The sequence below is a fragment of the Actinospica robiniae DSM 44927 genome (genome assembly GCF_000504285.1).
GTDB classification, from domain to species: Bacteria; Actinomycetota; Actinomycetes; order Streptomycetales; family Catenulisporaceae; genus Actinospica; species Actinospica robiniae.
Map to the genome: position 1 here is coordinate 2,477,645 of NZ_KI632511.1, position 13,637 is coordinate 2,491,281.

Consider the following 13,637-nt stretch of genomic DNA (forward strand, 5'->3'; position numbering starts at 1 on the left):
GCTCCACCTCGAACCGCGGCCCCGGCCGCCCGAATCGCAAGGAAGCGATCGATGTCAAAGACCACGCGCAGGGCCGCGGCAGCCGCCGCGGGCGCCGCCGTTCTGGCCTTCACCGCCGCCTGCTCCTCGTCCTCCTCCCCCGCCGCGACGCCCGCGGCCACCGGCAAGGCCACCGGGACCATCACCTGGTTCGCCAACCAGTTCGGGCCCACCAGCACGGACGTGCGCAAGACCCTGATCGCGGCGTTCGAGAAGGCCAACCCGGGCATCACGGTCAAGCTGGAGCAGGCGCCGAGCGACTCCGACACCTACCGCTCCACCCTGGTGACCCAGATATCCGGCGGCTCGAGCAGCTTCGACGTCTACAACGGCGACGTGGTCTGGCCGGCCCAGTTCGCCAAGGCGAACCTCGCCCTGCCGCTCGACTCCTACCTCGACTCCTCGTACTGGAAGACCTTCTCCAACGGTCTCGTCAGTTCCCTGACGTACAAGGGCCAGACCTACGCGGTGCCGCTGTTCACCGACAACGCGTTCCTGTTCTATCGCAAGGATCTGCTGGCCAAGGCCAAGCTTCCGGTGCCCACCACCTGGGAGCAGCTGCAGTCCGAGGCCGCCACCCTGCAGAAGGACGGGCTGGTCAAGTACGGCTTCGCCGCGCAGTTCGATTCCTACGAGGGCCTGACCTGCGACTGGACCGAGTTCGCGGCCGACGCCGGCGCGGCCAGCGTCAACGCCGACGGCACCTCCTCCACGATCGACTCGGCCGCGGCGCAGAAGGCGCTGACGTACATGCGGGGCCTGATCACCTCCGGTGTGGCGCCCTCGGCCGTCACCACCTTCCAGGAGCAGCAGTCCGAGTCGCTCTTCACCTCCGGCCAGGTCGCGTTCCTGCGCAACTGGACCTACGCCTACGCCGACGCGAACAGCGGCAGCTCCTCGAAGATCGCCGGCGACGTCGGCGTGGTGAACCTGCCGACCTTCGAGGGCCAGACCGGGCCGGGCTACTCGGTGACCGGCGGGTGGAACCTCTACGTCAACCCGCACAGCAAGAACCTCGCCGCGGACGTCGCCTTCCTCAAGTGGATGACCGGCACCCAGGCGCAGACGATCATCGCCGAGCAGGGCGGGGAGATCCCGACCGTGGCCGGCGTGCTGGCGGACCCGCAGGTGCAGGCGGCCAACCCGGCCTTCCCGGTGGCCGCCAAGAACAAGCTCAACGCCCGCCCGTCCTACGTCGCGCAGTACGCGCAGGTCAGCCAGGCGATCTACAACAACGTCAACGCCGCGCTGAGCGGCTCGGTCAGCCCGCAGGCGGCCCTGTCGAGCGCGAACTCGCAGATCGACTCGGCGCTCGGCAACTCCGGACTGTAGAGGATCCCGGGGCGGGCCGCGGCGCGGCCCGCCCCTTCGCCCCCGACCCACAGGTGACTTGATGTCGAGCACTGTATTGCCCTCGCGCCGGCGCTCCGGCCTGCGGCGCCGCTCCGCCCGGCTCGGCTGGGCCTTCGCCTCCCCGGCCCTGCTCGTCGTGGCCGCGGTGATGATCTTCCCGATCGTCTTCTCGGTCGTCATGTCCGCGAGCAACGTGCAGGTGAGCGGGAACGGCTTCCATCTGAGCGGGATGACCGGGTCGAACTACTCGATCCTGTTCCACGCTCCACGGTTCTGGCACGATCTCGAGTTCACCGTGCTCTACACCGTCATCACGGTCGCGGTGGAGATGGTGCTCGGCACGCTCATCGCGCTCGTGCTCGAGCGGCTGACCAAGGCGCGTGCCTGGATGATGGCGCTGCTGCTGTTGCCCTGGGCGCTGATCACGGTCGTGTCCGCCGAACTGTGGGCGTACGTGTACAACGGCGTCTACGGTGTACTGAACGCGATCTGCGGCGCTTTCGGCGTGCACGAACTCAATGTCCTGGGAACGCCGTTGCAGGCCTCGATCGCGATGGCCGTCGCGGACATCTGGAAGACCACGCCGTTCGTGGCGATCATGGTGCTGGCCGGCCTGGTCATGCTGCCGTCCGAAGTGGTGGAGGCGGCGAGGGTGGACGGCGCCGGCGGCTGGACCGTGTTCTGGCGGATCCGGCTGCCGCTGCTGCGGCCCGCGCTCGCGGTCGCCGTGCTCTTCCGGATCCTGCAGGCCTTCGGCTTGTTCGACCTGCCGTACGTGCTGACCAACGGCGGCCCCGGCACCAGCACCGAGTCCCTGGCGGTGCTCGGTTACAAGGTCTTGTTCAACGACCTCGAATTCGGCCCGGGCGCGGCGGTCGCCGCCAGCACCGCGCTGATCGTGCTGGTGTTCTGCCTGCTGTTCCTCAAAGTGTTCCGTACCCAGGTCGGCGAGCAGGAGGACTGACCCATGGCCCGACGTCGTACCCGCAACCTCGGCACGAACATCGCCGCGGTGTTCATCGCCGCCTTCGTGGCGCTGCCGCTGTACTGGATGGTGGCCTCCTCGTTCAAGGGCCAGTCCGACATCACCTCGGCCGCGGCCGTGCCGCCGCACCCCACGGTTTCGAACTACCGCAACGCCTTCGCCAACTACAACTTCGGCCAGTACCTGGAGAACTCCGCGGTCGTGGCCGTGGCCACCACCGTGATCGTCCTCGCCTTCGGCACCTTCGCAGGGTACGCATTGGCCCGGCTGCCGATGCGCGGCAAGACCGCCATCATGACGTCGCTGCTGATGATCTCGCTGTTCCCGACCATCGCCGTGGTGGCGCCGCTGTACCTGCTGCTGCGCGACATCGGCTGGCTCAACAGCTACCAGGGCCTGGTGCTCGCGTACACGGCGCTGATGCTGCCGTTCGCGATCTGGATCCTGCGCAACTTCTTCCTGACCATCCCGTTCGCGATGGAGGAGAGCGCCAAGATGGACGGCGCCGGGCCGGTGCGCACGGTGCTCCAGGTGATCCTGCCGCAGGCCCTGCCGGGCGTGTTCACCGCCGGCGTGTTCACCTTCGTGGCCGCCTGGACCGAGTTCATCATCGCGCTGACGCTCAACAACGAGGACAGATACCGCACCATCGCGGTGGGCATCGCGCTGTTCGGCGGCCAGTTCACCACGCCGTACGGCACGATCTTCGCCGCCTCGGCGGTGGCGATGCTCCCGATCGCCCTGCTGGTGCTCATCTTCCGCCGCGCCGTCGTCTCCGGTCTCACGGCAGGCGCCGTCAAGGGCTAGGTCTGCGAATCCAGGCCGCCGCACCGCTCTCGCACCGCATCCTTTTTCCGTGAAAGGCTCCGCACGTGTCCGCCTCCCCCGCCCCCGGCTGGCTGTCCGACGCCGTCCTCTACCAGATCTACCCGCAGTCCTTCGCCGACTCCGACGCCGACGGAATCGGCGACCTGGCCGGGATCACCGGCCGTCTCGAGCAGCTGGCCTGGCTAGGGGTGAACACGATCTGGCTCAACCCGATCTTCGCCTCGCCGATGCGCGACGCGGGCTACGACATCGCCGACTACCGGCGCGTGGACCCGCGTTACGGCACCGAGGCCGACCTGGTCGCGCTCGTCCTGCGCGGCCGCGAGCTTGGCATCAGGGTCCTGCTTGACCTGGTGGCCGGGCACACTTCGGATCAGCACCCTTGGTTCCTCGCCAGCGCGTCCGACCCGGCCGACGGCCGTTACGTCTGGGCCGAGGCGGACGCGTCGGGTGCGCTGCCGGAGGGATTCGTCGCCTCGCCGGGCAGCCGGTCCGGCGGGTACCTGCCGAACTTCTTCGACTGCCAGCCCGCGCTCAACTTCGGCTATGCGCGCGTGGATCCGCAGGAGCCGTGGCGCCGGCCCGTGGACGCCGAGGGTCCGGCGGCGAACCGGGCCGCGCTGACCGAGATCATGGACTACTGGCTGCGCCGCGGCGTCTCCGGCTTCCGGGTCGACATGGCGGCTTCCCTGGTCAAGGACGACCCGGGACACGAGCAGACGGCCAAGCTGTGGCGCGAGATCCGGGCCTGGCTCGCCGAAGCCCACCCGGACGCGGTGCTGCTGTCCGAGTGGGGCGACCCGGCCACCTCCGTCCCGGCCGGCTTCGACGCCGACTTCTTCCTGCAGTTCGGCGGTCCCAGTGACGGCAAGCCGCTGCGTTCGCTCTGGCACCTGGGCGAGGTGACGATCCGCGAGGACCAGGTCGCAGAGCCCTGTTTCTTCGACGCCGAGGGCCGCGGCAGCGCCAAGACCTTCCTGGCCGCATACGACGAGACCACCGCCGCGGTCGGCGGTCCGGGCCGGATCGTGCTGCCCACGGCCAACCATGACTTCGCCCGGCTGCACTGCGGCCCGCGCCCGGCCGCGCAGCTTCCGGCGGCCTTCGCGTTCCAGCTGACCTTCCCGACGCTGCCGGCGATCTACTACGGCGACGAGATCGGCATGCGCTACATCCCCGATCTGCCGGACGTCGAGGGCAGCGTGCTCGGTCCGCGCTACAACCGGGCCGGCTCGCGCACGCCGATGCAGTGGGATCAGAGCCCGAACGCAGGGTTCTCCGACGCCCCCGCCGAGCGCCTGTACCTGCCGGTCGATCCGGCGGCCGATCGCCCGGACTTCGCCTCACAGCGTGCCGACGAACAGAGCCTCGTCCACCACGTCAGGGAACTGATCAAGCTGCGGCGCACGCATCCGGAGCTCGGTGTACACGGCAGCCTCGAGGTGCTGCATGACGGCTATCCGCTGGTCTACCTGCGCGGCGGCAGGTTCCTGATCGTGATCAACCCGTCGGCCGGTGCGGTCGTGATCGGACACGACCGCACCGACCTCGGGGCACTCCGGCCCATGCGCGAGACCGGAGTGCGCGGGAGCGGCTCGGAGATCACCGCGGACGGGTTCGCCTACGGCATCTTCGAGCTCTCCTAGCCGATCAGCCCTCTGACCAGATCTCGCTGCCGCTGCCGTTGCAGTCGTAGATGTCGGTCAGCGAGCCGTCCGCGGTGGCCGCGCCGCTGACGCTCAGGCACTTGCCGGACTGCGTGCCGACGATGGTGCCGCCCGAACCGGTGGTCCACTGCTGGTTCGCGGCGCCGTTGCAGGTGGCGATGTCGACGCCGGCGCGGTCGGCGGTGGAGCTGCCGGTCACCTCCAGGCACTTGCCGGACAGGGCGCCGACGATCGTGCCGTTCGCGTTGATCGTCCAGTTCTGGCTCGGGGTGCTGTTGCAGGTGTAGATGTCCGCGGTGGACCCGTCGGCGGTGGCGCCGCCGGTCACGCTCAGGCACTTGCCGGACAGGCCGCCCACCAGTGTCGTGCCGGTGGCGCCGCCGCTGCCCGGGGTGAGCGTGATCAGCGCGGCGCTGCCGGCGTTGACCGAGACCGTCAGGGTGCTGCCGTTCACCGCGACGGCCGAGGCGGTGGGCGCGGGCAGGGCGCCGTTCGCCTGGACGCTCTGCCCGCCGAGGGTGATGCCGCTCGTCGCGGTCAGGCCGCCGGCGGTCAGGTCGACGCGGCTGCCGGCGTTGAAGTTCCCGCCGAGGTCGAGTTGCAGCGTGGTCGCGCCGTTGCTCGCCGGGTCCTGGACGTCGTCGAGCACGACGGTCATGGTGCCGTCGGCGTGCCGGACCGCGTAGGCGCGCACGTTGGCCCAGTCGGCGTTGCTCACGTTCAGGAAGCTGCCGGTGCCGACCGCGTGTACGGCGGCGAGCCCGTAGTACTCCGGCTGCGCGGCCAGAGTGCCGGCGGTGGCGGCCGCCGCGCTCGGAGCGCACAGGGGGGTGTAGTACATGAACAGCGGCTTGCCGGTGTCGCACTGCAGCACGGTGCCGTGCATGTAGTCCCCTGACACGCCTTCGCGGGCGAAGTCGAGCTGCTCGTCGATCTCCCACAGCGCCGACGCGTAGACGTCGCTGACCCCCTGCATGCCTTCGCAGACCACGGAGTTGCCCTCGTCGATGATCGGCGGCACATGCAGCTTCGCCGCCTGCGTGACCGCGTTGTCGGCGACGGAGGTCTCCGCGTTGCGCACCGAAGTGCCCAGCAGCTGGGCGATCGTGGGATCGTCACCGCTGGAGCAGTCGCTGAGCGGGTAGTAGTGGTTCGTCAGCTCACTGATGTTGGGATGGGCGAGGCCGGCCTCGGCGGTGACGAACGCACTCTGCCACAACCCGGTCGGCGAGCCGGCCGCGTCCGAGCCCTCGATCGCCACACCCGGGGCGGCGGCGGTGATGGCCGCGACGTAGGCCTTGAAGTCGGTGAAGTACTGCGCGGTGTTGCTCGAGTACTGCGAATACAGGTCCGGCTCGTTGCCGATCTCGATGGCCTGCAACGAGGATCCGAGCGCCGCCGACGCGTGCGCCGCCTCGTCGGCCGCGCGGGCCGCGTCGTAGTGCTTGAGGTTGACCCCGAGGATCACCTTCCAGCCGCTCGCCTTCGCCAGCGTGCCCAGCGCGGTCAGGTCGGCCGGGGTGATGGTGGCGATGGACCAGGACGGCGGCGTCTCCCCGCTGGAGGTCCAGTAGGTCTCGTCCACGGTGTTGCCGCCGATGCGCATCACCGAGGAACCCAGGGTCTTGAGGTAGCTGGCGAGGTTGCCCGAAGTGAAGCTCGGCAGGGCGAGATCGGAGGCCTCGAAGGAGAAGCCGAGGGAGCCGGCGCCGAGCGAGGTGCTCAGCGCGCTCTGGGTGATGCTGACGACCGGCGGCGCGGTCGCGGCCGAGGCCGGGGCGGGCGCGGCGGCGAGCGCCGTCCCGGCGAGGGCCAGCGCGACGGCCGCGGCGCCGAGCCTGCGCGGGCGCAGGTGGGCGGTGATGGCGTTCATGACGATCCCTAGGTCCGCAATCGTGTTCATGTATGAGAACAATGATTAGGTGGGTGAACCGACGTCACGATATGGCCGTGGCCTAGACCAGTCAACGGTCCGGGGTTCCGAAACTTGAACACGGCGAAGATCGAATCGCCGCGAGGCCCGCCGCTTCACGCGGTCGGGCTGCGCGACCGGAGTTGGATTCGGCCACCCGAGGTCCGAGCCGACTCAGGGGCATGCGAAACTGGCGCGGTGAAGGGATCAGGACTCCGCGGCCGCCGCGGTGCGCTCGCACTGCTGTCGGTGGGCCTCATCGGCACGGCCGGGCTGGCCGGCTGCTCCGGCGGCACGGTGAGCAGCGGTGGGATCGGCTATGTCGACCCGGAGACCACCATCACCCGGTTCCAGACCGCCGAGCGCGGCGAGGCGCCCCGGCTCTCGGGATCCACTACCACCGGATCCTCGTATACGACCTCTTACCTCGGCCACGTCACCGTCATCAACATATGGGGATCATGGTGCACGCAATGCCGTGAAGAGGCCCCTTCGTTCGCCGAGGCGGCCAAGGATTATGCGTCGAAGAACGTGCGGTTCGTCGGCGTCGACACGCTCGACAACGACTCCTCCGCCAACGCGTACCTGTCGCGCTACGGCATTTCATACCCGGCGCTGGCGGATCCCGAAGAGAAGCTCGTGCTCGATCTGAAGTCGATCGTACCCGCCGAAGGGATTCCGTCGACGCTCATCGTGGACGAAGACGGGAAGGTCGCCGTCCGCGCGATCGGTGCGATCACGGAGCCGGAGCTGGACCAGCAGCTCGACTACGTCCTCACGGCGGGCTAACCGAGGCGCAGCCCTGACGCGGCTGGCGCCCAACGCCAGAGGTCGAAGATGTCATGGCCGGCCGCTGACGAGTCCGGTCCGGACCGCGATGTCAGCGGACGCGGCGAAGCGCGGTGTGGGTGAGCATGAATCGGGGGTGGCGCGCGGTGTTGGGGGCGGCAGTGTGGAAAAGGGCCGGGTGCCAGAGCACGACGTCTCCGGGCGAGCCGGTGAGCTCGGTGACCCGCAGTGGGACGTCGGCTACCTCCGCTCCGTGGTCCATCAGCGCCGCGATGCGATCCTCGCGGCCGGAGGGGTGCCAGATCTCGTGGAGCCATGGGTCCTGCCGTGAGAGCTCGTCGCGCACCGTGCGCGAGTGCGCGCCGGGATAAGCGGCGGCCAATCGGTGGGAGCCCTCGATGACCAGTGTGCCGCCGCCCCGCGCGCGGACTTCACTGAGGTAGGCGAACATCCGGACGGACGGTAGGTCGGGCGCGGGCGGCGAGTCGAGATGCCAGCCGCCGGACGGGATCTCCCAGTCGCCGTCTGCGGTGAAGGTCACGAGTGGGCGTCCCCAGCCGCCTGCCTGGCCGGTCCACCCGTCCCCGAGGAGCTCCTGCAGAGCGTTGCCGACGGCGTCGCTGCCGACCCCGGTGAACACGCCCGACTGCCCGAACCGTGTGAGCCACTTCCCCGCCGGCGACTGGCTGCCGGCCTGCCGCCAGGTCACGGGATCGCCCGGCTGCGGGCCGTGCGCGCTGAGTTCTCGCCACAGCGCCTCGGCCAGGCCCGACGGGTCGAACGCGCCTGCCAGGCGGACCCAGCCTCGCTCGAAGAAACTCGCCAGCCCGTCCACGCCCTTCATGGTTGCAGGCCGTGGCGCCATGCCCAAGCTCTTTACGCCAGTCCCGGGGCAGGGCCGAGAAGGCGCCCCGGTTCCTGGGCACGACCGAACCGTCAACCAACACCGCGACAACCCATTGCCACTGAAGCACCCTCGCCCTCGCCTGACCCGCGCGCGGGGTCCGGGGTGTCCCCGGCGTGGGGGTCTGGGGGCCGTGCCCCCAGGTAGGCACAGGGTGCCGTGCGCTCGACGGAGGCCCTGACCCCCGTAGCGAAGCGCAGGGGGTCAGGGCCGGAGAAGAGCGCGTTAAGGCAGTGCTTTGAGAATCGCTTCGTAGGCGGCGCCGTATCCGGTCGGATCGCCCTTGTAGTCGGTGATCAGGACGTTGGAGCAGCTGCCCCAGGCGTCCCAGGTCCAGGCCAGGAAGCCGGTGTTCTCGCTCTCCAGCCAGGTGGTCAGCGGATCGATGTAGGTGCCGGCGCAGTCGCCTTCGCCCATCTCGCCGACGATGACCGGGACCTTCGCCATGACGGGCGCGACCTGGCTGGTCCAGCAGGCCTGCGTGTTGCAGGTGTTGCCGTCGTACGAGTGCCAGGAGGCGACGAGGTCGCCGTCTGGGTCGGTGGGCTCGTACGTCAGCCACTGGCTCAGGTCGTTGGAGTACTCCTCGCCGCCGAGCATCAGGATGTTGCTTGCGCCGGTGGAGCGGACCGCGGTGACCATGCCCTGCATGCCGGCGACGGAGTAGCCGATGCCGGCGCAGGTGCCGCCGGTCTCCCAGCACTGCCAGCCGGTGGTGGTGCTACCGGTGGCGCGGGAGGCGTAGGGCTCGTTGAAGAGGTCGAAGATCACCGAGTTGTTGCCCTTGAACGCGGTGGCCACCGAGGTCCAGAACGGGATCGCCTGGGCCGCGTCCGGCATGGGCTTCTGGCAGGTGGCCTGGGCCGAGGAGCAGCCCGAGGACGTGCCGGTGTAGAGCCCGTCGGTCCACTGCAGATCGATGATCGCGACGATGCCGTTCGCGTTGAGGAGCTTGACGAAGCCTTCCACCGCCTGCTGGTAGACCGCGCCGGAGTAGGCGGAGTTGACGTACGACTCCGCGTTCCAGCAGGCCTCGTTGACCGGGACGCGCACCGCGGTGATGTGGGTCCAGCTCTTCATGGCCTGGATGGACGCCTCGTCGACCGGGCCGTCGAAGAAGCCCCAGCCCTGCACGCACGCGTATTCGGCGCCGGAGCGGTTGACGCCGTGCAGGATCACCTGGTTGTTGCTCGCGTCCTCGATCTTGTTGCCGGACACGTGCAACTGCGGCGCCGGGGTCGCGGCCACCTCGGTGAGGGTGACCGAGGCGCCGGTGTAGCCGCTGGAGGTGGCCGCAAAGGCGGCGGCTCCAGTGCCGGCGGTGTTCGCCGCGACGGTGACGTTCTGCGCGGTGTTCCAGTTCGTCGGGGTGAAGGTGAGAGATGCGCCCGCACTGACACTCAGACCGCTGTTACCCGAGGAGCGGGCCACGGCCACGGTCACGTTGGCGGTGGGCGCCTGGGAGAGCGCCACCCCGAACGTGTCGGTGAAGCCCTGCATCACCGGGGCGGCGGCAGCCGTGGTGACGATGGTCGGGGTGACGGCGGCGGACGGCGTGCAGGTGATGCTCGTGGGCACCGCGTCGCTCGAGCCCCAGGTGCCCTGGAACCCGAACGACGTGCTGGAGCCGACCGCGACCGCCCCGTTGTAGGCGAGGTTGGAGGCGGTGACGTACTCCAGGCTCTGCACCAGGGAGCTGTTCCAGTTGCTCGTCACCTTCTGGTCGCCGGGGTAGTTGAAGGTGATGGTCCAGGCGGTGAGCGCGGTGGTGCCGGAGTCGGTCACCGTCACCGAGCCGACGAACCCGCCGCTCCACTCACTCTGGGTGGCGTAGGCGGCGGTGCAGCCTGCGGCCGCCGAGGCCTGCGGGGCGGCCGCGGTGCTCAGACCGACGGCCACCAGTGCTGCCGAGGCCAGCGCAGCGAGTCGGCGGCGCAGCCGGGTCGGGCGGGGTGTGCCCGGGGTCGGGGCCGCGCCGTGGAAGGGGTCGTGCACGCGTATCTACCTCCTACCGGAAAGATCCGGAAGTCGTGTGGCCGACGCGGTGGGTGTCCACGTCGTGTCACGGGGCATCGCGCCGGTGATGGTACAAACGCTCCCGGAGGTGGCCAAGCGGCGCGGATGCGTCGAAACAAATTCGACCGAGCTCAGCGGGTTTCTCTCATGAAACCCGGCATGAAAGGCGCGGATCCGCCGCCCACGGCGAAGCCGAAGCCCGCGCTCACCCGGCCGCTCGCCCGCAGCCGGCCGGGCAGCCGGATGAGCCCTTCCTCGATCAGGGCCCGTACCCGGCCGCGGCTGAGTCCGAGCCCTTCCATCAGCAGCCGTTCCACCCGGATCGGGACCGGCAGCTCGAAGCCGACGATGACCTCCGTGTCCGCGAGGGCGCCTTGTTCGAGCTCGATGAAGGGCATGTCCGTCTCCAGCGCCCAGGTGCCCTCCCAGTCGAGCCGGTAGCCGGCGCGCTCGGCCAGCGACGCGCTGGTGACGAGTTCGTGCACCAGGTCCCCGTCGTTGTTCTCGAACGCCGTCCGGCGTGCGCCGTCGAGTTCGCGCACGTGGATCCGCTCGTGCACGGGCACTTTGGAGGTGCGGCCGCATCCCTCGCACAGCACCAGCATCCACACGTCGAGCAGCTTGCCGTTCGCGTTGACCCGGAACTTGCCGGCGGCCTGGTGCCGGGTGCACCGGCAGTCCGGGCAGGAGCGGACGACGGCGGGCAGGCCGAGCTGCCGCACCGTCCACAGGGACTTGCGACCAAGATCTTGATTCATTTGTAAGAGTTTTTCTATGAGTACGCCGACGGGAGGTCGCGGGAGGCAGCACTCATCGCCGGGCGGCGGCTACGACGTCACGCGCGCCCGCTGGGGTGCCTCGGTACTCATACGTACACGGGGTTCAGGGTGGCCAAGAGCGGGGCTTCGAGCAACTGGTTTTCGTCAAGGGTGAAGAGCTGAATGACCGAAGGCGCAGGGCTATTCGCGTCGCAGGGCCCTGGCGACGCGGATGAGCGCGCGTTCGCGGCGCCGCAGGACCTCGGGCCGTCGGGCGCAGAGGCAGGCGGCCCGGGTGACGAGGTTCATCAGCGGTTCCGGCAGGCCGGCGGAGAGCTGGTCGCCGCCGACGGCCACGATCGGCAGCAGCGCGGCGCGGTCGAGGCCGAAGACCTTCCGGCAGTAATACGCCGCTCGCTCGACGTGGCCGGTGTGCGCGACGAGGCCGAGTGGATGGCGTGCGTCGAAGGCCATCGCGTCGAAATAGCGTCCGGCGTGCACCTGGATCGCGTTCTCCAGCGTACTCGCGGACTCGATCTCGGCTTCGAGCCGCGCGAAGCGAGCCAGCGGGGCGCCTTCGATGCTGAGGTCGCGGGCCGCGGCGGCCATGAGGTTGCCCTCGCACAGTTCGTCGGCCGGGCGCTCGGCCACCGCTCCGGCCACTCCTGCCCAACCGCCGCTGAACACGACCGTCGCCGGCCGCTCGGCGAAGTGCCCGGAATGGGCCACCAGGTACTCCCGCAGCCGCTCGACCCGGACGAGGCTCGCCTCGCTGAGCCGGTCTACCCGGCCGGTCTCGTGGCCGCGGCCGAAGACGATGATGCCCTCGGCGATCGGCGACTCCTGGGCAGCCATGCGCCGATACTAACTTCGCGAGGCCGCCGGCTCGGGTGACGACGCGCGGCGCGTGAGGCTGCCGCCGGCGCCGCGCGGCAGCAGGGCGCCCTCGACGATCGGGACGATCAGGATCGCGGCGATGAACACGAACGCCTCCCGGTAGCTCTCGCGGGGGTCGAGCAGGAGCGCGAGGCGGAGCGCGAGGGCGCCGGCCGCGGCGCCGAGACCGACCGCGAGCTGCTGGATCGCGGACGAGAGGGTGTTGGCGTCGGTGAGGATCGCGGGGTCGACGTCGGCGAACGCGACCGTGTTGTACGCGGTGAACCCGGTGGAGCGGAACGCGCCGCTGGCCGCGAGCAGGATGAGGATCAGCGCGAGCGGCGTGCTCGGGCTCAGCGCCGCCATCAGCGCGACCGTGGCCGCGAGTGCGCACACCGAGACGACGATGACGGCGCGGAAGCCGAAGCGGCGCAACAGCGGCGTGGTCGCCGGCTTGATCCCGAGGTTTCCGAAGAAGAGGGCGATGAGCGTCTCGCCGGCGCGCGCGGGCGTCCAGCCGAACTGGTCCACGAACAGCAGCGGGACCAGGAACGCGACCGAGTTGCACACGACCCGGAAGACGGAGCCGCCCGCGTGCGAGACCCGGAATGTACGGACCCTGAGCGCGTCCAGGCTGACCAGCGGGTGCTCGGCGGTGAGCAGCCGGTGCACGGCGACGACGCCGGTGACGACGCCGACCAGCAGGCAGGCCACCGCGGCCGCGAGGTTGGAGCCGGGGATGGCCACGATCGCCGCGGCCGCGGTGAGGCAGCCCATGCAGGCGGCGCTCGACCACCAGCCGCGCACGTCCAGGCGGCGGCGCGGTCCGGTCTCCGGCGGGATCGTCCGGATGAAGCAGAGCGCGAGCACCCCGAGCGGCAGGTTGAGCAGGAAGATCCAGCGCCAGGAGGTGTAGGTGGCCAGGATCCCGCCGATCACCGGCCCGAGCAGCGGGGCGACCAGCGCGGGCCAGGTGAACAGCGCCACCGCGCGGATCACCTCCTCTCGCCGGATGTTGCGCAGCACGACGAGCCGGCCGACCGGCACCATCAGCGCGCCGCCGATGCCCTGGACGACGCGCGCTCCCACCAGCGCGGCCAGCGACGGCGCCCCGGCGCACAGCGCCGAGGCGAGGGTGAAGACGACCACGGCGACCGCGAAGGTCTTGCGCCCGCCGAACCGGTCGACGACCCAGCCGCCGAGCGGGATGAACGCGGCGACGGTGACGAGGTAGGCGCTGATCGGCACCGCCATCGCGGCCGAGGACTGGCCGAAGGAGGCCGCGACTTTGGGCGCGGCCGTGGTCAGCGCCGTCCCGTCGAGCAGCTCCATGAACGTCGCGCCGGCCACGAGCAGCGCGGTCGGGCGCGCCAGGGTGCCCGGTTCACGGCCGGACGGGGGTATTCGCATGGGGTTCAGCATCCCATCCGCGCGCGTTCCCGCACCAAGCGGCCCGTATACCAGGATCAGCGCAGGCAATCCCGCGTATGATCGACCCTTGGTATTCGCA

11 protein-coding genes are annotated in these 13,637 nt (G+C 70.0%); 5 read left to right on the forward strand and 6 right to left on the reverse strand.

The features are described from left to right. Positions 1-51: 51 nt before the first annotated feature. The 4 genes from ACTRO_RS10550 to ACTRO_RS10565 all read left to right on the forward strand — a co-directional run bounded on the left by ACTRO_RS10550 (position 52) and on the right by ACTRO_RS10565 (position 4,851). On the forward strand, positions 52-1,371 hold the full coding sequence (locus ACTRO_RS10550) for an ABC transporter substrate-binding protein (RefSeq protein ID WP_034262959.1): 1,320 nt from the start codon (positions 52-54) through the stop codon (positions 1,369-1,371). Positions 1,372-1,432: 61 nt separating this feature from the next. Next, positions 1,433-2,356, forward strand: a complete 924-nt coding sequence (locus ACTRO_RS10555; RefSeq protein WP_034262961.1) for a carbohydrate ABC transporter permease — start codon at positions 1,433-1,435, stop codon at positions 2,354-2,356. Positions 2,357-2,359: 3 nt separating this feature from the next. After that, entirely contained in the window at positions 2,360-3,184 is an 825-nt protein-coding gene (locus ACTRO_RS10560) for a carbohydrate ABC transporter permease (protein WP_034262963.1), read from the forward strand. A gap of 65 nt (positions 3,185-3,249) precedes the next feature. Further along, on the forward strand, positions 3,250-4,851 hold the full coding sequence (locus ACTRO_RS10565; RefSeq protein ID WP_034262965.1) for an alpha-amylase family glycosyl hydrolase: 1,602 nt from the start codon (positions 3,250-3,252) through the stop codon (positions 4,849-4,851). Between the two features lie 4 nt (positions 4,852-4,855). Here ACTRO_RS10565 and ACTRO_RS10570 read toward each other — a convergent pair whose 3' ends face one another. Further along, a complete protein-coding gene (locus ACTRO_RS10570; RefSeq protein ID WP_034262966.1) occupies positions 4,856-6,745 on the reverse strand; it encodes a glycosyl hydrolase family 79 C-terminal domain-containing protein in 1,890 nt (629 codons plus the stop codon). Between the two features lie 237 nt (positions 6,746-6,982). On the opposite strand from ACTRO_RS10570, the gene ACTRO_RS10575 reads away from it, so the two are divergent. After that, positions 6,983-7,573 carry a TlpA family protein disulfide reductase gene (locus ACTRO_RS10575; RefSeq protein WP_034262967.1) on the forward strand — a complete coding sequence of 197 codons (591 nt, stop codon included), beginning with the start codon at positions 6,983-6,985 and terminating at the stop codon, positions 7,571-7,573. Positions 7,574-7,664: 91 nt separating this feature from the next. Here the strand turns inward: ACTRO_RS10575 and ACTRO_RS10580 are convergent, their stop codons facing one another. The 5 genes from ACTRO_RS10580 to ACTRO_RS10600 all read right to left on the reverse strand — a co-directional run bounded on the left by ACTRO_RS10580 (position 7,665) and on the right by ACTRO_RS10600 (position 13,537). Continuing rightward, complete coding sequence (locus tag ACTRO_RS10580) at positions 7,665-8,438, reverse strand: phytanoyl-CoA dioxygenase family protein (protein WP_084316153.1); 774 nt, start codon at positions 8,436-8,438, stop codon at positions 7,665-7,667. 264 nt (positions 8,439-8,702) lie between these two features. Next, positions 8,703-10,472, reverse strand: a complete 1,770-nt coding sequence (locus ACTRO_RS10585; RefSeq protein WP_051450629.1) for a cellulase family glycosylhydrolase — start codon at positions 10,470-10,472, stop codon at positions 8,703-8,705. A gap of 152 nt (positions 10,473-10,624) precedes the next feature. Then, on the reverse strand, positions 10,625-11,251 hold the full coding sequence (locus tag ACTRO_RS10590) for a DUF1062 domain-containing protein (RefSeq protein WP_063627967.1): 627 nt from the start codon (positions 11,249-11,251) through the stop codon (positions 10,625-10,627). Between the two features lie 201 nt (positions 11,252-11,452). Beyond that, positions 11,453-12,106: an ElyC/SanA/YdcF family protein gene (locus ACTRO_RS10595; RefSeq protein WP_034262970.1), complete on the reverse strand. Its 654-nt coding sequence runs from the start codon at positions 12,104-12,106 to the stop codon at positions 11,453-11,455. 9 nt (positions 12,107-12,115) lie between these two features. Further along, complete coding sequence (locus ACTRO_RS10600) at positions 12,116-13,537, reverse strand: MFS transporter (protein WP_034274200.1); 1,422 nt, start codon at positions 13,535-13,537, stop codon at positions 12,116-12,118. Positions 13,538-13,637 lie beyond the last annotated feature (100 nt).